The 17,921-nt window shown below is 62.4% G+C and carries 20 protein-coding genes and 1 tRNA gene; 9 read left to right on the forward strand and 12 right to left on the reverse strand.

Annotated elements, in window-relative coordinates; translation table 11 throughout:
* Positions 1–66: 66 nt before the first annotated feature.
* Complete coding sequence (locus COLINT_RS07100) at positions 67–822, reverse strand: nucleotide exchange factor GrpE (protein WP_039910700.1); 756 nt, start codon at positions 820–822, stop codon at positions 67–69.
* Positions 823–935: 113 nt separating this feature from the next.
* On the reverse strand, positions 936–2,822 hold the full coding sequence (gene dnaK, locus COLINT_RS07105) for a molecular chaperone DnaK (RefSeq protein WP_006723785.1): 1,887 nt from the start codon (positions 2,820–2,822) through the stop codon (positions 936–938).
* 342 nt (positions 2,823–3,164) lie between these two features.
* Here dnaK and COLINT_RS08525 point away from each other — a divergent pair, with 342 nt between their 5' ends.
* The 4 genes from COLINT_RS08525 (at position 3,165) to COLINT_RS08380 (ending at position 5,175) form a co-directional block, all read left to right on the forward strand.
* Positions 3,165–3,350: a DUF362 domain-containing protein gene (locus tag COLINT_RS08525; RefSeq protein WP_039910702.1), complete on the forward strand. Its 186-nt coding sequence runs from the start codon at positions 3,165–3,167 to the stop codon at positions 3,348–3,350.
* Positions 3,351–3,632: 282 nt separating this feature from the next.
* Positions 3,633–4,244 carry a hypothetical protein gene (locus COLINT_RS08375; protein ID WP_118272148.1) on the forward strand — a complete coding sequence of 204 codons (612 nt, stop codon included), beginning with the start codon at positions 3,633–3,635 and terminating at the stop codon, positions 4,242–4,244.
* Positions 4,241–4,975, forward strand: coding sequence for a DUF1835 domain-containing protein (locus COLINT_RS08840; protein WP_084743367.1), 735 nt, complete (start codon positions 4,241–4,243; stop codon positions 4,973–4,975). Before COLINT_RS08375 ends, COLINT_RS08840 begins: the two co-directional genes overlap by 4 nt.
* Positions 4,976–5,070: 95 nt before the next feature.
* Positions 5,071–5,175 (forward strand): 4Fe-4S binding protein, encoded by a 105-nt coding sequence (locus COLINT_RS08380; RefSeq protein ID WP_233418459.1) that lies wholly within the window; start codon positions 5,071–5,073, stop codon positions 5,173–5,175.
* Positions 5,176–5,352: 177 nt separating this feature from the next.
* On the opposite strand, the gene COLINT_RS07120 is transcribed toward COLINT_RS08380, so the two are convergent.
* The 5 genes from COLINT_RS07120 to COLINT_RS07140 all read right to left on the reverse strand — a co-directional run bounded on the left by COLINT_RS07120 (position 5,353) and on the right by COLINT_RS07140 (position 10,042).
* Positions 5,353–5,904, reverse strand: a complete 552-nt coding sequence (locus COLINT_RS07120; RefSeq protein ID WP_006723789.1) for a transcription repressor NadR — start codon at positions 5,902–5,904, stop codon at positions 5,353–5,355.
* Positions 5,905–6,003: 99 nt separating this feature from the next.
* Positions 6,004–6,855 carry a carboxylating nicotinate-nucleotide diphosphorylase gene (nadC, locus tag COLINT_RS07125; protein ID WP_006723790.1) on the reverse strand — a complete coding sequence of 284 codons (852 nt, stop codon included), beginning with the start codon at positions 6,853–6,855 and terminating at the stop codon, positions 6,004–6,006.
* Positions 6,856–6,864: 9 nt separating this feature from the next.
* A complete protein-coding gene (locus COLINT_RS07130) occupies positions 6,865–8,280 on the reverse strand; it encodes an L-aspartate oxidase (RefSeq protein WP_006723791.1) in 1,416 nt (471 codons plus the stop codon).
* Positions 8,281–8,363: 83 nt separating this feature from the next.
* Entirely contained in the window at positions 8,364–9,335 is a 972-nt protein-coding gene (nadA, locus tag COLINT_RS07135; RefSeq protein WP_006723792.1) for a quinolinate synthase NadA, read from the reverse strand.
* Positions 9,336–9,454: 119 nt separating this feature from the next.
* A complete protein-coding gene (locus COLINT_RS07140) occupies positions 9,455–10,042 on the reverse strand; it encodes a hypothetical protein (RefSeq protein ID WP_006723793.1) in 588 nt (195 codons plus the stop codon).
* Between the two features lie 173 nt (positions 10,043–10,215).
* On the opposite strand from COLINT_RS07140, the gene trxA reads away from it, so the two are divergent.
* The 4 genes from trxA (at position 10,216) to COLINT_RS07160 (ending at position 12,529) form a co-directional block, all read left to right on the forward strand.
* Positions 10,216–10,536, forward strand: coding sequence for a thioredoxin (trxA, locus tag COLINT_RS07145; RefSeq protein ID WP_006723794.1), 321 nt, complete (start codon positions 10,216–10,218; stop codon positions 10,534–10,536).
* Between the two features lie 260 nt (positions 10,537–10,796).
* Positions 10,797–11,705 carry a peptidoglycan-binding domain-containing protein gene (locus COLINT_RS07150; protein ID WP_006723795.1) on the forward strand — a complete coding sequence of 303 codons (909 nt, stop codon included), beginning with the start codon at positions 10,797–10,799 and terminating at the stop codon, positions 11,703–11,705.
* Positions 11,706–11,748: 43 nt separating this feature from the next.
* Positions 11,749–11,822 (forward strand) — tRNA-Gln (locus tag COLINT_RS07155).
* 53 nt (positions 11,823–11,875) lie between these two features.
* On the forward strand, positions 11,876–12,529 hold the full coding sequence (locus COLINT_RS07160) for an HAD family hydrolase (RefSeq protein WP_039910706.1): 654 nt from the start codon (positions 11,876–11,878) through the stop codon (positions 12,527–12,529).
* Between the two features lie 411 nt (positions 12,530–12,940).
* Here COLINT_RS07160 and COLINT_RS07165 read toward each other — a convergent pair whose 3' ends face one another.
* The 4 genes from COLINT_RS07165 to COLINT_RS07180 all read right to left on the reverse strand — a co-directional run bounded on the left by COLINT_RS07165 (position 12,941) and on the right by COLINT_RS07180 (position 16,463).
* Positions 12,941–13,501 carry a hypothetical protein gene (locus tag COLINT_RS07165; RefSeq protein WP_006723797.1) on the reverse strand — a complete coding sequence of 187 codons (561 nt, stop codon included), beginning with the start codon at positions 13,499–13,501 and terminating at the stop codon, positions 12,941–12,943.
* A gap of 181 nt (positions 13,502–13,682) precedes the next feature.
* Positions 13,683–14,366: an orotate phosphoribosyltransferase gene (gene pyrE, locus COLINT_RS07170; protein WP_039910708.1), complete on the reverse strand. Its 684-nt coding sequence runs from the start codon at positions 14,364–14,366 to the stop codon at positions 13,683–13,685.
* 189 nt (positions 14,367–14,555) lie between these two features.
* On the reverse strand, positions 14,556–15,596 hold the full coding sequence (locus COLINT_RS07175) for a branched-chain amino acid aminotransferase (protein ID WP_006723799.1): 1,041 nt from the start codon (positions 15,594–15,596) through the stop codon (positions 14,556–14,558).
* Positions 15,597–15,812: 216 nt separating this feature from the next.
* Positions 15,813–16,463 (reverse strand): DedA family protein, encoded by a 651-nt coding sequence (locus COLINT_RS07180; RefSeq protein WP_006723800.1) that lies wholly within the window; start codon positions 16,461–16,463, stop codon positions 15,813–15,815.
* Between the two features lie 278 nt (positions 16,464–16,741).
* Here COLINT_RS07180 and cysE point away from each other — a divergent pair, with 278 nt between their 5' ends.
* The gene (gene cysE / locus COLINT_RS07185) at positions 16,742–17,446 is read left to right on the forward strand and encodes a serine O-acetyltransferase (protein ID WP_006723801.1); all 705 of its coding nucleotides are present in this window, start codon (positions 16,742–16,744) and stop codon (positions 17,444–17,446) included.
* A 72-nt stretch (positions 17,447–17,518) separates the two neighbouring features.
* On the opposite strand, the gene COLINT_RS07190 is transcribed toward cysE, so the two are convergent.
* A complete protein-coding gene (locus COLINT_RS07190) occupies positions 17,519–17,890 on the reverse strand; it encodes a hydrogenase maturation nickel metallochaperone HypA (protein WP_006723802.1) in 372 nt (123 codons plus the stop codon).
* Positions 17,891–17,921 lie beyond the last annotated feature (31 nt).

Below are 17,921 nucleotides of genomic sequence, written 5' to 3' on the forward strand. Positions count from 1 at the left end.
AAGAGGGCCCCGGGCGTCTCATCCCAGGGCCCTGCCTGAATCGTGCATATGTGCAACCGCGAGCCGCTATTCGGTCTCGGCCTCGGCGTCCTCGTCGTCCTCGACGATCACCGGGCGGGTCTCGCCGCCGTAGGTCACGGTGACCATGGCGGGACGCAGCACCTTGCCGCCCATGCGGTAGCCCTTCTGGTACACGTCGTTGACGGTCTCGTCATACTGAGACGCGTCCTCCACGCGACCGACGGCCTGGTGAATATTGCAGTCGAAGGCCTCCCCCTTGGGGTCGATCGCCTCGACGCCCTCACCGTCGAACACGCTGAGCAGCTTGGAGCGAACCGCGTCCACGCCGTCGACGAACTGCTTGAAGTCATCGGCAAGCTCCTGGGTGCGGGCGTGATCGAGCGCGCGCTCCATATCGTCCACCACGGGCAACAGGGCCTCGATGAGCTTCTCGGTGGCGCGGGCGCGCTCGTCCAGGCGCTCCTGGGCGGTACGGCGACGGTAATTCTCCCAATCGGCCTGCAGGCGGGCGTGACGGTTCACGGCATCGGTAGCCTTTGCCTCGGCAGCCTCACGGGCGTCCTCGGCGGCGGCAAGCTGCTCGCGGGCCTCGGCCAGATCCGCTGCGGCCTTCTCGTACTTCAACTTGAAATCGTTGTCCGCAGCCTCCTCACCGGCGCGGATGGCGGCCTCGACCATCTCCTCCTCGGTCATCTCCTCGGTTTCGTCGGCCATGACGGCTGCCTCCTTCTCAATGGTTGTATCGGCGGAATCAGGTGCCTGCGCGGATGCCTCGACGGCGTCCTCCACGGGTATCTTCACGTCCGTCTCCTTATCATGCAAAGGGCGGCCGGCTCGCCAGCTGGCAGGCCGGCCGCCCGAACTCTCATGCGGCGCTCACGCGCGGGGCGCGCGGCGGATGCGTCTCAAGGAGCTTACTCCTCGTCGTCGACGACCTCGTACTCGGCGTCGACCACGTCGTCGGCGGCAGCAGTGCCGTCGGCACCGGGCGCGGCGGCCTGGGCGTCGGCGTACACCATCTGGGCAAGCTCGTACGCCACGGACTGCAGGGCCTCGCCGGCAGACTTGATGGCCTCGATGTCAGAGCCCTCGAGCGCCTTCTTGGCGTCGGCGATAGCGGACTCGGCCTTGGACTTGAGATCGCCGGAAACCTTGTCGCCCAGCTCGGCGAGGGTCTGCTCGGTGGAGTAGCACAGGGAGTCGGTCTGGTTGCGGGCCTCGACTTCCTCCTTCTGCTTCTTGTCCTCCTCGGCGTGGGACTCGGCGTCCTTCACCATGCGGTCGACTTCCTCGTCGGAAAGCGCGGTGGAGCCGGAGATGGTGATGGACTGCTCCTTGCCGGTGCCCTTGTCCTTGGCAGAGACCTTCACGATGCCGTTGGCGTCGATGTCAAAGGTGACCTCGATCTGCGGCACGCCGCGACGGGCAGCCGGGATACCGGAGAGCTGGAACTTGCCGAGGGACTTGTTGTCGCGAGCCAGCTCGCGCTCGCCCTGGAGGACGTTGATCTCGACGGAGGTCTGGTTATCGGCGGCCGTGGAGTAGATCTCGGTCTTGGAGGTCGGGATCGTGGTGTTGCGGTCGATCATCTTGGTCATGATGCCGCCCATGGTCTCGACGCCGAGCGACAGCGGGGTCACGTCGAGCAGCAGGATGCCCTCGACGTCGCCGGTGAGCACGCCGCCCTGGACGGCAGCGCCGTTGCAGACGACCTCGTCGGGGTTCACGGACATGTTGGGTTGCTTGCCGGTCATGTTCTTGACGAGCTCCTGCACGGCGGGCATACGGGTGGAGCCGCCGACCAGGATGACCTCGTCAACCTCGGACAGGGAGACGCCGGCGTCATTCAGGGCCTTGGTGACCGGGGCCTTGCAGCGCTCGAGCAGATCGCGGGTGATCTTCTCGAACTCGGCGCGGGACAGCGTGTAGTTGAGGTGCAGCGGGCCGGACTGGTTCATGGTGATGAAGGGCAGGTTGATGACAGCCTGCTGGGCACTCGAGAGCTCCTTCTTGGCGTTCTCGGCGGCCTCCTTCAGGCGCTGCAGGGCCATGGGGTCCTGACGCAGGTCAACGCCGTTCTCGGACTGGAACTTGTCGGCCATCCAGTCGATGACGCGCTGATCCCAGTCGTCACCGCCGAGGTGGTTGTCGCCGTTGGTGGCGAGAACCTCGAAGACACCGTCGGCCAGGTCGAGCAGGGACACGTCGAAGGTGCCGCCGCCGAGGTCGAAGACGAGGACCTTCTGCTCCTTGTCCTGCTTGTCCAGGCCGTAGGCCAGGGCAGAGGCGGTGGGCTCGTTGACGATACGCTTCACGTCGAGGCCGGCGATGCGGCCGGCGTCCTTGGTGGCCTGACGCTGGGCGTCGTTGAAGTAGGCCGGGACGGTGATGACGGCCTCAGAGATGGTCTCGCCGAGGTACTTCTCGGCGTCGGCCTTCATCTTGGCGAGCGTCATGGCCGAGATCTGCTCGGGGGTGAACTCCTCGCCGTCGATCACGACGACGCAACGACCGTTGCTGCCCTCCTTGACCTCGTAAGGCACGGTCTTGAGCTCGTCCTGCACCTCGGAGAACTTGCGGCCCATGAAACGCTTGATGGAGAACACGGTGTTCTTGGGGTTGGTGACGGCCTGGTTCTTGGCGGCCTTACCCACGATGCGGTCGCCGTCGGCGCGGAAGCCCACGACGGACGGGGTGGTGCGGTCGCCCTCGGCGTTCACGATGGTCGTGGGGGTGCCGCCCTCGAGAACCGCCATGGCAGAGTTGGTGGTGCCCAGGTCGATACCGAGAATCTTGCTCATGATTACTTCCCTTCGTTGGGTTGCGTGACGCGCATGTGCGGATGCCCACGGCGCTTCGGCGTTTGTTCATGGCATAGTGTATCCCCTTATGACGCGCCTTATACAAAATCTAAGTCAATTCATATAAGATTTCCTATCCTCCACATTGATAAGGGCGCTCCGCGCCAGGCTGCGGTGCAAACGAAGGGTCCCCACTCTAAGTTTGCAAGGGCTAACTCGGTGAACGGCAGTGGAAAGCCGCTGCAAGGCCTTGCGCTCGCGGCGGTGCGTGGTATGTTTTTGACCGAAAAAGACCCGTTGCCTCTTCGCCTGTGGCACCGGGCGCTACAGAGGAGGTTTACCATGGCTCATCCGATCATCGATGCCGACGAGTGCATCGCCTGCGGCGTCTGCGTCGACGCTTGCCCGGCCGGCGTTCTCGAGCTGAACGACGTCGCCACCGTTGCCGACGAGGATTCCTGCGTTGCCTGCGGCGCTTGCCAGGACGCCTGCCCCGCCGGCGCCATCACCGAGATCGCCGAGGACTAGCACCCAACCTGAGCGCGGCTCGCGCATCTTGTGCGCAGCTTGCACAAGCCTTGCTCATTGAGCAACAAAAAAGCTTGGCTCCCGTTTGGAGCCAAGCTTTTTTGTGCTCTGCAACCCTGCCGCCGGCACACATCATTCCGGCTTATAGGACAAAAGTAGGGTTATAGTTTTGATGTGCCGCTCACCGAATGCTTTTTCCATCTGCCGAATGAGTGCCATTGGAGACTTCAAGATGGCCGAATGTTTCGGGCATGGAGTGCCAGCGCTTGATGGGTGGAGATTATGAAGAAGCTGAAGTTTAAGACGATCGTCTCAGTATTTCTTTCTGCTGTCGTTTTTTGGTCTTTAGCTGTTCCGATGATGTCGTATGCTACGCCAGCTGATTTTAGTGGCAACCAAGGATTTCTTCTAGCTGAAGATATTGAAGAACTTGAGCAGAAGGTTGCTCCTGGTCCTGATTATGAGGAAGGGGACTTGATAGCCTTTAAGGTTATTGATGTCCCACTTGAGACTTTTGATACCGTCGGACAAACCCCTTCTTTGCGTGCCGACTGCACCGAAAAACCAACGTGCCAGGTGGTTCTGCATAAGATTGCCACGAGTAATGGAAAATGCCAGATTGACTTCCGCTGCACACTCGCATCTATGATGACTTGCGTTCGTATCAAAGGCGTGAGTGGATCCTACACGTGCAAGGACACTTCTAATGGGGATAGCTATCGTCAATCCTTTAATGAGGACCAGATTGTTCCCAGCGGCGGGTTTACCGCATATGTGGATGGCGAACACGAGTTTAATGCGAGCCACCGCATTTGGGTCAGTTGGCAATTTACCGCTCAGGTATACAACTACGCATATGGTAACCCTGGCTATAGCGGAACAGAGTCTCTGTGATTAACCTATGCTTTGATGGTAGTGTGAGCTCCGTTCTGAGAGCTGCGCGAGCCGCTGCAATTCAGCAGGGAGAATGCTTCGGAGACGTGCTATGGTTTCCGGATAACCTAACAATTGGTCGTCTTTCCCCATTTACTGCAAAAAGCAGGCTTTCAGAGTTGTCTCGTATAGAGGGTGTCTTTAAGGCCGATCGTGAGAAATCTTGGAATGAGTTTCATGAACGGTTGTCAGCAGTCGATGGAGAGATTAGGGCATGGTCAACCAACGCCACCCATGAGAAGCTTGCCCTTTGCTACACCTGCTCAATTCTGCATACGCACAGCCTTAAGCTCTTGGTGCTTGAACGCAAGTATCCAGAAAACATGGATTGGGATAAGCCATTTCCAATAACTACCACTAGGATTCATCTAGTTGATTGCCGGAGCTGCGCGAACGAATGGAATGAAGTTGTTGCGGCGGAACGGGACGTTTTCGACCGAAGGATTCGCATATGCGAAAACAATCGCATAAAGAGTGTGTCCGAAAATCATTTTGATTTGTTTATTAGAGACTATCTTACGAAGTGCAAGCTGGACGACGGTGATGTCTACACTATGCTCCCCTTTCTAATGACCGATGAAATCGAGCGTATGACAGGAAACCTTATTCTTCCGGAGTTTTTCTCCATAAGGCTATGCCGAATCTTCGGATACGACAGAAACCCTTGGTGTCCCACTGTTGGGGTTTGGTAGAAGCTCTTAAAGGAGACAGACAAATGAATCACGTTATTCTTATCTCGGCTTGGTGAGCGAGCTTTCTTGCTGAACGAACAATCACAGGAGTCGAGCTGAACGACGTCGCCACCGTTGCCGACGAGGATTCCTGCGTTGCCTGCGGCGCTTGCCAGGACGCCTGCCCCGCCGGCGCCATCACCGAGATCGCCGAGGACTAGTCTCTCGCGCATCCGAATATGGATCCCATGAGAACCGGGTCCGACCCCTTGCTGGGTCGGACCCGGTTTTCGCATATATATAGATGGTATCGACCGGGACCTCACGCGCGGGCGAACGCGCGATAAGGCTCAATTTGCACCTGTCCCCAATTGAGACTTGGCGAGCACGCGGTGGGACTACTGGAAATCATCCTCATAGGGCATGAGCTCGGCGAGGTAACCGCGCGCGGCAAGGGCGGCTTCGATGCGGTCGAGCGCCTCCTCGCTCTCGGCCGCGATGCGATGAAAGTGATACCCGCTTGTCACAGTCATGAGCGGCGTGGACTTGCCCGTGCGAATATCGTCGAGATACCGCGCGGTCCCGCTGCGGCTGCGGATGTCGAGGTCCGCGGTGATCTTGCCGTACGCACGATGATTGACCATCACGCTTTGAACCGTACCGCCCAGATCGACGATGGTGTTGAGCTCATCCTCGAGCTGCTCGACCGTATGGCGCACCTTGACCAGGCGCGTGGGGATATCCGCATCCGAAGAACCCTCACGCAGCACATAGCCGCGGTTGGTCGCCACGATATCGTGCCCGTCGGCGCGCAGCAGGGCGATATCCTGCACGATCACCTGGCGGCTCACACCCGCGGCGTCGGCCAGGGCCGTCCCGCTCACAGGCCGCTCGGCCCCGCGCAGGCTCTGCAGGATCGCGTTCCTGCGCTCATGTCCCATCAACGGCATCCGCCGCACCTCCCATCCGTATCTGGCAAGCCCATCTCGCCCGTGTGCGAGGGGCGCCGGACCAAGCCGCACGCGGCCCCTCTCCACCAAAGATGCCGGCTACACCATGCGCAGATGCTTGAGGGACAGGTCGAGAATGGGCGCCGAATGCGTGAGGGCGCCGGACGAGATGAAGTCGACTCCCAGATCGGCGAGGGCGCGGATGTTGCCCGCGTCCACATTGCCCGAGGCCTCCACCTTGGCCCGGCCGTCGATGAGCGCAACCGCCTCGGCCATCTGCTCGTGCGTCATATTGTCAAGCATGATGATATCGGCTCCGGCTTCGAGCGCCTCGCGCACCATGCCCAGGTCCTCGCACTCGACCTCGACCGTGCAGACGAACGGCGCGTGCGCGCGGGCGCCCGCCACCGCAGCGGCGATACCGCCTGCAGCGTCGATGTGATTGTCCTTGAGCATGACCGCTTGGGAGAGGTTGTAGCGGTGATTGGCACCGCCGCCCGCCTCGACCGCGGCCTTTTCGAAGATGCGCAGGCACGGCGTGGTCTTGCGCGTGTCGACGAGCCTGGTCTTCGTCCCCTCCAGGGCTGCGGCCATACGGCGTGTGTACGTCGCGATGCCGCTCATGCGCTGCAGGAAATTCAAGGCCACGCGCTCGCCCGAGAGCAGGACGCGTGCGTCGCCGCGCACGATGCCCAGCAGCTGGCCGGGCTCGACCGCATCGCCGTCGGCGACGCGAGCATCAAAGCTCGTGCGCGGGTCGAGCAGGGTGAAGGCGCGCTCGAACACATCGAGACCCGCGATCACGCCCTCGGCCTTGGCGATGAGCTGCACCTCGGCCTCGCGACGCTCGGGGCAGACGGACTCGGTCGACAGGTCGCCCGCGTTCATGTCCTCACGTAGGGCGAAGCGGATGATGTCGTCGGCCACCAGGTTCATGGTGATGGGATTCATGCGAGCCTCCTATATAAGAGTGTCGATGTTCAGCTCGAACGACGGAAGACCAGGGAACAGGTCGCACGGCGCGCGGTGCACGCCATCGAGAGCCGGGGCACCGGTCTCCTCCACGGGCAGGCTTTCGCCCGTCGCCATCTTCCACGCCGCACGGCGGGCGAACACCAAAGACTCAAGCAGCGAATTGCTCGCCAAACGGTTCTTGCCGTGCACGCCGTTGCAGGCGGTCTCCCCCGCCGCGTACAGATGCGGCATGCTCGTGGCCGAATCGCGATCGACGCGCACGCCACCCATGAAGTAATGCTGCGTTGGGACGACCGGAATGGGCTCGGCGAGGATGTCACGTCCCTTTTCCAGGCAATGCGCGTGGATGTTGGCGAAGTGCGCGGTCACGACCTGCGGATCGACCGGGGCGAAGCTCAGCCACTCGTACTCGGTGCCCTCTTTGCGCATCTCATCCTGGATGGCGCGCGCCACCACATCGCGCGGCTGGAGCTCGTCGGTAAAGCGCTCCTGGGCATGATTCAACAAGATCGCGCCCTCGCCGCGACAACTCTCGGACACAAGGAAGGTGCGGCCGGGCTCGGCGGAATACAGACCGGTGGGGTGAATCTGCACGTACTCGAGATGCTCTTGCTTGATGCCGTAAGCGCTGGCAAGGAAGCACGCATCACCCGTGAGCTGGGGGTAATTCGTCGAATGCTGATACACGCCGCCGATGCCGCCCGTAGCGAGCAGGGTATTCCCCGCATGGATGCAGAAGGGTTCACCGCACTCAAGATCGGCGGGGGCGGCGTCGAGGGACTCGCCCACACCGGCGACGGCGCGCAGCTCTTCAATCGTGGCCGTCGAGGATGCAGCAGTGACGGGAAGTGCCAGCACGCCCGTGCAGGCGGGCGCGCCATCCGCATCCGCCCCGCCGCCCTCGTGCGCATCGAACAACAGGTCGACCATGGCGACATGCTCGAGAATCCGCACGTTGGGCAGGCGTTTGACCGCCGCCAGCAGCGCCTCGGTGATCTCCTTGCCCGTCACGTCGGCATGAAACGCGATGCGCGCCCGGGCGTGCGCGCCCTCACGCGTGAAGGCCAGCGAGCCGTCCTCCTCGCGCTCGAACTCCGCACCCAGCGCAATCAGGTCGTTGATGACCGCGCGCGAGGAACGGATCATGATGTCCACGCTCTCGCGGCGGTTCTCGCCGTGCCCGGCGTGAAGCGTGTCCTCAAAGAACGAGTCGTAATCCTCGGCCTCGGGCAGCACGCAGATGCCGCCCTGGGCGAGCATCGAATCGCACTCGTCGAGGGCGCCCTTCGACAGCATCACGATCTTGGCACTCGCCGGCGCGGTGAGCGCGGCATACAAGCCCGCCACGCCGCATCCGACAATCGCGATATCGCACGTCATGTCCATATGGTTCGCCGCCATCCGCGGCCCCTTTCATTCCGGCGCCCCACGCAAGGGACGCATCCGAGCGGGCGCCGCTCATGCGGAACCCTGCCGGATGCGTCCTAGCGGGCTGCGTATTCCAGCATGCGGTCGAGCGTGCACTGCGCGGCGCGGGCGGCGTCCTCATCAACCGAGATATCCACGGCGCCCGAACCGCTCTCGAGACACGCCACGAGCTTATCGAGCGTGATACCGTCCATATCGGCGCAGGTGGGCGGAGTCTTGGTCACATAGAAGCGCTTGCCCTGACCGGCGCATCGCCGCTCCAGCTCGTAGAGCACGCCATCGACCGTCACGATGATGAACTCGCTCGCCGCGCTCGCCTCCGCAAAGCCGATAATATCGGCGGTCGAGCCGATGAACTCGGCCTCCGCCAGAATCGCCTCGGTGCACTCGGGGTGCGCCAGCGTGAGCGCCTCGGGATGCGCCGACTTGAGCTCGCGCAGCTCGGCAAGGGAAATCGCCTCATGGCGCGGGCAGCATCCGTCATTCAGGATCACGTGCTTCTCGGGCACCTGCTGCGCGACATGGCGACCAAGGTTCCGATCGGGAATGAACAGGATATGGTGCTGCGGCAGCTCGCGCACGATCTTGACCGCGTTGGATGAAGTCACGCAGACGTCACTCCAGCTCTTGATCTCCATGGTCGAGTTGACGTAGCAAACCACCGCAAGATCGTCGCCGTACTCGGCACGGGCGGCGTCGATCGTCGCCCGGCTCACCATATGGGCCATGGGGCAATCCGCCGCAGGCTCCGGCAAGAGCACGGTCTTATCGCGATTGAGGAGCTTGGCGCTTTCGCCCATGAATTCCACGCCGCACAAGACGATGGTCTGTTGCGGCAAGGTCTTAGCGAGCTTTGCGAGGTAGAACGAATCGCCCACGTAATCGGCGACGGCCTGCACCTCGGGCTCGACATAGTAATGCGCAAGTATCACCGCATCACGCTTTGATTTGAGTTCCTCGATGCGCTCGCGCGTCTCGGCGGGCACCGCCGCCGCGCGCTCCAGGGCCCCGCCCCTCGTCTGTGCCATGCGGTCCTCCCGACATTCGCAGGTTCGTTGAGGGAAGTATGGCACTGGGGGCTTTCACTGACAAGACAGCTGACAAGACACCTATGGAATCAGCGAATCGCAGCGGCACGGGAACCCATTTAGTACGGCGCCCCCAGCGGTGGCATCTGCTTGAGATATGCCCACATACGCTGCTTTTCCGCCGGCTGGGACAGCGCGGCCTCAAAACCATCGAGCGCGAGCACACGGCGGCCAAGAACCGGCGCAATGAGCCCGGGCTTGAGCATGGCGGTATCGAAGTCCTCGATGATCGCGAGGGCGTCGGCATAGGTCTCGCGCAAAAGATCGGCGGCCGCATCATCCAACAGGATGACCGCCTCGGGATCGAGCGCCTCAAGCGCCTCGCGGAACAGATCGACGGGCAGCGGCTCACCCGCCGTCAGACCGCCCGCCACGGCCTCGTCGCCCGAGCCGGCAACCGCAGCCAGCACGCAAAGATCCTGCGGCTCCCAACCGATGGCGCCGAGCGCCGCACGCAGGGCCGTACCGTCCGCGCCCGAAAGCAGCGGATCGCCCGAACGCTCGGCATCGTTGAGCTCGCCTTTGACAAGCACGACCGGCGAAAACGCGTTGCCCGCCATGCGGACCCTGCGCGCTTCGAGTCCCTTGAGCTCCTGCTCGGCTGCAGCCGCCAGCGCCTCCTTGCGCTCCTGTGTGGTGATGGCCATCCGTCGAACACCCGCCCCTACGATCGCACCCCGGCCCGCGAGCCAGGCGAAAAGAATCACACCGAATCATTCTACTCCCGGTGTAACGGGCGCGCAGGCATGGGTATAACGTCCTCGATTCAAAAGACCTCCGTCGGCAGGCGCCGACGGGAACGCGTATATAGGAGGAATCCATGTCCAACGTCACCGAGGTGAATGCCACCAACTTCGACTCCATGCTCGCAGGCGAGCTGCCCGTCCTCGTCGATTTCTGGGCCCCGTGGTGCGGCCCGTGCCGCATGCTCTCCCCCGTTGTGGATGAGCTGGCCGGCGAGCTCGAAGGCAAGGTCACCGTCGTCAAGTGCAATGTCGACGAGAACCAGGACCTGGCCATGCGCTTCGGCGTCATGTCCATCCCCACCGTCGTCCTGCTGAAGGGCGGCGCCGAAGCCATGCGCTCCGTGGGCGCTGTTCCCAAGCCCAAGCTCAAGGCCGACATCGAGGCGAACCTGTAAGGATTGCCGCCGCGCATGGCGCGCATCTGAACCGCAGCCCCCTCAACGACCGCGCTCCCCTCATCGGCGCGGTCGTTTTTCGTGCAGAACCATTCACCGCAACAAAACGAAAGACCCTGCTGTACTTTATGCGGAGCCGTCGGCACTCTTGGTAGACTGTATGATGTATGCCGCGCGAAGGCACTCGTTCTCCCGCGCGCATGAAGACGCGCCGTGCGGCCTGTAAGTCCGCAGCGTGCGCCAGGTTGTAAGGGGATCTCATGGAACCCATTTCGCAGGGAATGCAAGGGCCTGCCGTCGAGGACGTGCAGACGCGCCTTTCCTCGCTTGGATATATGATCGACGCCGCCGAGATGACGGCGAAAGAGTTCGGCGCAACCACAGCTGCGGCCGTTCGCGCGTTTCGCGCCCAGCAGGGACTGGATGCGGGCGAGGATGTGGACGGCACGTGCTGGAGCGCGCTGGTGGACGAGTCTTATAAGCTCGGCGATCGCACGCTGTACCTGCGCCTTCCCAATTTCCACGGCGCCGATGTCCGCGCCCTGCAGCGCGCCCTCAACACGCTCGGCTTTGCCTGCGGCGTGGATGACGGCTACTTCGGCCCGCATACCGAGGCCGCTTTGCAGCAGTTCCAGGAGAACGTGGGGCTGTTCGCCGATGGCATGGCGTTCCAGGACACCTTCAACTACGTGAACCGGCTGCACCATGTGTGGGAGGGCAAGCCCTCTGTGATCGATGTCGAGGCCGAGGCCCGCATGGGGTTCGCCCGCGCCGCGAGCGTGCTCGAAAGCTGGAGCATCGCCATCGGCGGTGAGGACGCAATCGCCCGCAACGTCGCCTCGCGCGTGTGGAATATCGCAACCGCCACGACCGATGGTAGCGGCATCGTGCTGTATGACGACGTCGCGCCCGAGGATGTGGACCTGACGGTCGAGATTGCCTCCGATGCGCTGCCCGACGACGCCGAGCCGCGCGCCACGATCACCCTGGCCGAGTGCAACAACCTCTCACTGCGCATCAAGACGGCGGTCGCCGCGGCGGCCACCCGTCCGATCAAGCTCCGCATCGAGCTCACGGGCATCACCGGCTACGGCACGTTCACTTCAAGTGATGCGCAAACTCTGGCCGTTCGCCTTCTCGACGGCCTGTGTGATGCGCTGAGCGACTAGGTACGCTACACTAGAGCGGCGCGCTTGCGCGCCCACACCCATTTGGGGCATCGTCCAGCGGCAGGACCCTGGTTTTTGGTACCAGTTACGGGGGTTCGAATCCCTCTGCCCCAGCCATGATAGACAGGCCCGGTCACGTATGTGGCCGGGCTTTTTCGAAGGGGCTGTCCATGACCTACACCCACGTGATATTCGACCTTGACGGCACGCTGCTCAATACCCTTGAGGACCTCACCATCGCCGGCAACCATGTATGCGAATCCCGCGGATGGCCCACCTACACGGCGGAGCAATTCCGCTATAAAGTCGGCAACGGGCAGATCAAGCTCATCGAGCGCCTTATTCCCGCCGAATTCATGGGGAACGGCCGCGTCTTTGAGCAGGCACTCGCCGACTTCCGCGCCTTCTACGCCGAGCACAAGGAGGACCACACGGCCCCCTACCCCGGCATCCTCGAGCTTTTAGACGAACTTCGCGAGCGTGGCGTGACCTGCGCCGTTCTTTCCAATAAAGACCACGCGGCAACGGTCCCACTTGTCGAGCGCTACTTTGGCGACCGCGTGGCCCTGGCACAAGGACGCATCGACACCTTTCCGCCCAAGCCCGACCCGGCAATCACCGCGCACGTCCTCGAACAGCTCGACACAGATCCGAAGACCGCCCTGTACGTGGGAGACTCCAATGTCGATATCGCCTGCGGACACAACGCGGGCATGCGTTCATGTGGCGTGGCGTGGGGCTTTCGCGGCCGCGCGGAGCTCGAGGGCGCCGGCGCCGATTACGTGATCGAAACTCCCGAGGAGCTGCTCGACATCGTTTTGTAGCGACCCTCCCGCCGTGCGCCCCTTCGGCCCCTCCCGTGCGCGGTTCCAAGGAGCGCCGATGGGGGAGTATGCATCTTCCAACTGCTTATGGCTCGTATTATTCAGTATGCGAATGCCGTGCATTTCACTCAGTCGACTTTTGGTAATTGGAATCCGAATACATGGGGAACATCGCGCAAGATGATGCTTAAAATCCCAGTTCGCTTAAGCATCGGATGGGTCGCTCATCGGCAAATCGGCAAACTAATTACCAAAAGTCGATGAATTGATTTCAAGGCGGGACGAACGCCGCAAAAGGCCCCTTCGTCAAAAGCGGAACGATGAAAACAAGGGCCACAGTAAACGGGCGCGCAGAGCCGAAGCCCCACGCGCCCCCATGCGCTCATTCCCGCAGGTATGTCAGTCTACAAGCTACATCATGGCATCGAGAATCTGCTGCTCCGCGCTATCGGTGGCGGACCAAGTGTTCTCATCGTCCTTCTCGTACGTGAACACGCACTCGCTCTCCTCGGGCTCGGCGTTCTTCACAGCCTCCATGAGCATGGCGCCCGCCTCCTCGTACAGGGCCTCCTCGCTCTCCACGGTCTGAGGATCGATCGTGGTCAGATACTCCTGGAACTTGCCGGTGAACTCGGACATGATTGCGGTGAGGGACTTCATCTTGAGCACAACCGTGGCATCGGCGGTGCCGGCCTCCTCGTCGACCGCGACCTCCTTGATCTCGTGGGTAAACCCGTCGAGATAGGCCTTCGCGAACTCCTGGGTATCGATGCCGAGCGTCTCGAACCCGCCATCCGAACTATCCGTCATGGCGGTGAGCAGTTCCTCGTTATCCGGAGAGACCTCGGAAAACGCCGTCTCGAGATCCTCGCGGATGAGCTCCTCGACCGAAGGACCGCCGCAACCTCCCAGGAACACGGTGCAGGCCACGGCGAGCACCATCAACGGGATCGTCCAAAACCTCTTCTTCATGTCTTTTCCTCCCAACAGCGGAATGCAACCCCGTACGGCACGCACCACCGAGGCGAACGTTGGCCTGATGATACGCGAAGGATTCCATGCAGACGGCAGCGTCTCGGTGAACGGCCGGCGCAAAAAGCGGGCACCGGCAAACCGCCGACGCCCGCCTCACCAAATCGCTCGAATGCAAACACTACTCGCGCGCACCGTACTGCTCATAATATGCATCGATGGCGGCCTTGAGCTCGTCATCGATCACCACACGACCGGCCACCTCGCGGTTGTACAGGTGCTCGGTCACCTCGGCCATGGACACGATGCTCGCCACGGGGAACCCGTACTTGGCCTCGATTTCCTTCTGCGCGGTGGTGACGCCGCCCTTGCCGACCTCCATGCGGTTGAGGGAGACGATCAGACCATTGACCTCGACGTTGGCGGCATTCATGAGCTTGGGGTACGTCTCATCGATGGACTTGCCGGACGTGGTCACGTCCTCGACCATCACCACGCGGTCGCCGTCCTTGAGCTCGTAGCCCAGCATGCCGCCCTTATCGGCGCCGTGATCCTTGACCTCCTTGCGGTCGGAGCAGTAACGGACCTCCTTGCCATACAGCTTGTGCATGGCGATGGCAGTGACCACGGACAGCGGGATGCCCTTGTACGCCGGACCGAACACGACATCGAAATCCAGGCCGAAGTTATCGTGAATGGCGCGGGCGTAGTACTCGCCCAGGCGCATGAGCTGCTCGCCCGTCACATAGGCGCCGGCGTTCATGAAGAACGGGGACTTGCGGCCGCTCTTGAGGGTGAAGTCGCCGAACTTGAGGACGTCGGACTCGACCATGAACTCGATGAACTCCTGCTTGTAAGCCTCCATGAGGCCTCCTTCCATGCGGGCGCGTCCACCGCGCTCACCCATTTGTTTGACCGACTCAAGGGTAGCAGAAAAGCGCCCCTTGCCGCGAACGAGCAAGGGGCGCAAAACGACGAAGCGTTTCCGCCGCGGCAGCGATTTTGCGCGCCGCCATCGATATGCATGGGCGAAACCGAATCGCCCCACGTTCTTCTAGCAGATCTTGCAGACCCAGCCGTGCGTATCCTCGATCTGACCGCCCTGAATACCGGTCAAGGTCTCGCGCAGACGCTTCATGACGGGGCCGGAGGACTCGTGACCGCCCGGGAAGACGACGACCGTATCGTCATCGTGGATCTCGCCCACCGGCGAGATGACGGCCGCAGTACCGCACAGGCCGCACTCGACGAAGGTGCCGGAAGCAACCTCATCCCAGGTAACCGGACGCTCGTCGACGGCGATCCCCAGGTCCTGAGCCACCTGCACGAGCGAACGGCGCGTGATGGAGGGCAGGATCGAGTCCGTATGGGACTTGGGCACCACGAGCGTACCGTCCTTGGCGACGAACAGCACGTTGGCACCGCCGGTCTCCTCGACATAGGTGCGGGACTCGGAGTCGAGATACAGGTTCTCGGCATAACCCGCGGCATGCGCCTCCATGCCCGCCTTGAGGCTCATGGCGTAGTTGAGGCCGGCCTTGATGTTGCCGGTACCATGCGGGGCAGCGCGATCGTACTTGGAAACGCACAGCTTGACGGTGGTGTCGCCACCCTTGAAGTACGGGCCCACGGGCGTCACGAGGATACGGAACTGGTACTCGTCGGCAGGCTTCACGCCGATGACGTCGCCCGTGGCGATCATGAGCGGGCGGACGTAGAGCGTCGCGCCGGAACCGAACGGGGGCACCCACGCGGCGTTGGCCTCAACGACCTGCTTGACCGCCTCGACGAAGCGGTCCTGCGGGAAGGCGGGCATGACCAGGCGCTCGGCGGAATCGGCCATGCGCTGGGCGTTCATGTCGGGACGGAAGCACACGATGGACCCATCGGCGGTGGTATAGGCCTTGAGCCCCTCGAAGACCTCCTGGCAATAATGGAAGATGCCCGCGCACTCTGACAGCGTGATGCTGTGATCGGTGGTCAGGGCGCCCTCATCCCATGCGCCATCCTTGTAGTTGGACACATAGCTATAGTCGGTCTTGCGATAGCTGAAATCGAGGTTTCCCCAGTCCAGGTCCTTCTTCTCAACGGTCATGGTGAACTCCTCACTCGATGCGGGCACCCTCGCCGAAGGCGCCCTCTCAACATAAAGGCCCGTCCGACGGAAGGCCCTTGCATACTACAAGAATGCCGGGCACATGGCCCGGCATTGGCATGTTCGCTTGATTGTACTCCGCCGCGATGGAGTGGCGGCAGAATTAATCGGCAGGAAATGGTTCGCGCGCCGATGCGCCCCGGCGCGCCAGAGGCGCTACTTGCCCTCGGCCTCGCGGCGCTTCTGCTCGGCGCGCGCCGGCAGGATGCGGAACTTGACCCACCATGCCACAACGCCCACGGCGACGACGATGATGACGCCCTTCACCACGTCGGACACCCACTCGGCCTGAGCGGTGATCTGCTCCCAGGCACCGCCGGCGAAGAAGCCAAGCGTGCACAGGATGGCGTTCCACACGAGCGAACCCACCAGCGTGTAGAGGGCGAAGCGCACCATGTTCATCTTGGCGGTGCCGGCGGGGATGGAGATGAGACTGCGCACCACGGGGATGCAGCGGCAGATGAGCACCGTGATCTGGCCCTTGCGGTCGAACCAGCCGATAGCCTTGGCCACATCGTCGGAATGGAAGCCCAGCATACGCATAGGCTTGGTGTCGAAGAACCCCTCAAGACGCTCCTGGGAGAGCAGACGGCCGATGCCGTAGAGGAAATACGCGCCAACAACCGAGCCGACCGTCGCGGCGATGATGACACCGGGGAGCGTCATCTCGGTCTGCGTGGCGAGAAAGCCCGACAGCGGCAGGATGAGCTCGCTGGGGATAGGCGGGAACACGTTCTCGAAAAGGATGAGCGCGGCGACCGCAAGGTAGCCGAACTGGCTGATGAAGCCGAAAAATGCCTCCTGCATGGGATGCCTTTCTGATCATGCTGCAAACGCAAGTGCCACCATGATACCGAGCAGGCGTAAAAACGAGGTAATGTCCGCAGTCTTTCCAAAACCTCTCGGCGCGGGCGAGCGCGGGGCACACGGGGCGCGCGGGGGCGTGTCGGGGCACACGGGGCGGGCGCGCCCGCCGATGTTAATCCTACCGATTCTCTCGACATTAGCGAAACGGGCGCGTACACTTGCAGCTCACACACTATGGGAGTCGCGCCACAACCGCGCGCACGCACCAAAGGAGGGACATGGGAGCCATCGCCACCGTCCGCGAGGACATTGCCGCCGTCAAGGCAAACGACCCAGCGGCCCAAAGTTCACTCGTGATCTTCCTGTCCTATCCGGGACTGCACGCCAAATGGATGCATACGCCGGAGCACTGGCTGTGGAACCATGGCATGCACGGGCTCGCACGCGTTCTCTCGCAAATCACCCGTTTTTTCACCGGCGTCGAAATCCACCCCGCCGCGCGCATCGGACGGCGCCTGTTCATCGACCACGCCATGGGGGTCGTGATCGGCGAGACCACCGTGGTGGGCGATGACTGCGTGCTCTACCAGGGTGTCACACTCGGCGGCACGGGCAACGAATGCGGCAAGCGCCATCCCACCCTGGGCAACAACGTCACCGTTGGAACGGGCGCCAAGGTGCTCGGCAACATCCATATCGGGGACAACGTGCGCATCGGCGGAAACTCGGTCGTCGTGAAGGACGTACCGAGTGACAGCACCGTGGTGGGCATCCCGGGGCGCGTGGTGCGCCGTAACGGGTGCCGCGTCCTCGCCGAGTCCTTTGACGCGACCCACCACCGTGAGACCATGCCCGATCCCGTCGAGGAGGCCTCGATCATGAACCGCGAGGGCATCGCCGACAATGCCCGCCGTATCGCCGAGCTCGAGGCGCAGGTGACCGAGCTTGGGACATTGGTGAAGAAGCTCGCGGGCGCCGAGTAATCACACCCCTGCTCAACAAGAAACCCCATCGGGCCGTTTCGCCCGATGGGGTTTCCTGCACGTCCATCGCTCCTACCGCGCGACCTCGGACCTCTCCTCATCCGGCGTGGCGATCTCCTTGATAGTCGTCTCGTCTCCTTGGATCAGGTACGTTCTCTCGCTCCCGCAGTGCGGGCAGATGCGACCGTGCTCGACCGTGCCATAGGTGCTGTCGCACGCTTCGCAGTATGTGACTGCGGGAACTTCCTCGACCACCAGCTCGGCCCCGCGCATGAGGTCGTTCTTGGCGCACGCCCAATCCCAACAATCGGTCAGATAGCTCGGGATGACACCCGAGACCTCCCCGAGCTCGAGCGTCACCGAGGAGACACGGCGCAAGTTGTTCTCCCGTGCCACGCCCTCGACGCTGCGGATGATGTGGAAAACGATGCCCAGTTCGTGCATGCGAAAACTCCCCCATTGAGATCTCGATCGA

It is taken from the genome of Collinsella intestinalis DSM 13280, assembly GCF_000156175.1.
Taxonomy (GTDB): Bacteria; Actinomycetota; Coriobacteriia; order Coriobacteriales; family Coriobacteriaceae; genus Collinsella; species Collinsella intestinalis.

What these genes read in the sequence shown, in the direction of transcription:
- nadC (WP_006723790.1), bottom strand. Translation starts at nt 6,855, where the DNA reads ATGAATCCCATCACCATGAACCTGGTGGCCGACGACATCATCCGCTTC.
- COLINT_RS08525 (WP_039910702.1), top strand. Translation starts at nt 3,165, where the DNA reads ATGGCTCATCCGATCATCGATGCCGACGAGTGCATCGCCTGCGGCGTC.
- COLINT_RS07120 (WP_006723789.1), bottom strand. Translation starts at nt 5,904, where the DNA reads ATGCCGTTGATGGGACATGAGCGCAGGAACGCGATCCTGCAGAGCCTG.
- COLINT_RS08375 (WP_118272148.1), top strand. Translation starts at nt 3,633, where the DNA reads ATGAAGAAGCTGAAGTTTAAGACGATCGTCTCAGTATTTCTTTCTGCT.
- COLINT_RS07140 (WP_006723793.1), bottom strand. Translation starts at nt 10,042, where the DNA reads ATGGCCATCACCACACAGGAGCGCAAGGAGGCGCTGGCGGCTGCAGCC.
- pyrE (WP_039910708.1), bottom strand. Translation starts at nt 14,366, where the DNA reads ATGGAGGCTTACAAGCAGGAGTTCATCGAGTTCATGGTCGAGTCCGAC.
- COLINT_RS07150 (WP_006723795.1), top strand. Translation starts at nt 10,797, where the DNA reads ATGGAACCCATTTCGCAGGGAATGCAAGGGCCTGCCGTCGAGGACGTG.
- cysE (WP_006723801.1), top strand. Translation starts at nt 16,742, where the DNA reads ATGGGAGCCATCGCCACCGTCCGCGAGGACATTGCCGCCGTCAAGGCA.
- COLINT_RS07180 (WP_006723800.1), bottom strand. Translation starts at nt 16,463, where the DNA reads ATGCAGGAGGCATTTTTCGGCTTCATCAGCCAGTTCGGCTACCTTGCG.
- COLINT_RS07165 (WP_006723797.1), bottom strand. Translation starts at nt 13,501, where the DNA reads ATGAAGAAGAGGTTTTGGACGATCCCGTTGATGGTGCTCGCCGTGGCC.
- trxA (WP_006723794.1), top strand. Translation starts at nt 10,216, where the DNA reads ATGTCCAACGTCACCGAGGTGAATGCCACCAACTTCGACTCCATGCTC.
- COLINT_RS07190 (WP_006723802.1), bottom strand. Translation starts at nt 17,890, where the DNA reads ATGCACGAACTGGGCATCGTTTTCCACATCATCCGCAGCGTCGAGGGC.
- dnaK (WP_006723785.1), bottom strand. Translation starts at nt 2,822, where the DNA reads ATGAGCAAGATTCTCGGTATCGACCTGGGCACCACCAACTCTGCCATG.
- COLINT_RS07175 (WP_006723799.1), bottom strand. Translation starts at nt 15,596, where the DNA reads ATGACCGTTGAGAAGAAGGACCTGGACTGGGGAAACCTCGATTTCAGC.
- COLINT_RS07160 (WP_039910706.1), top strand. Translation starts at nt 11,876, where the DNA reads ATGACCTACACCCACGTGATATTCGACCTTGACGGCACGCTGCTCAAT.
- COLINT_RS07130 (WP_006723791.1), bottom strand. Translation starts at nt 8,280, where the DNA reads ATGGCGGCGAACCATATGGACATGACGTGCGATATCGCGATTGTCGGA.
- nadA (WP_006723792.1), bottom strand. Translation starts at nt 9,335, where the DNA reads ATGGCACAGACGAGGGGCGGGGCCCTGGAGCGCGCGGCGGCGGTGCCC.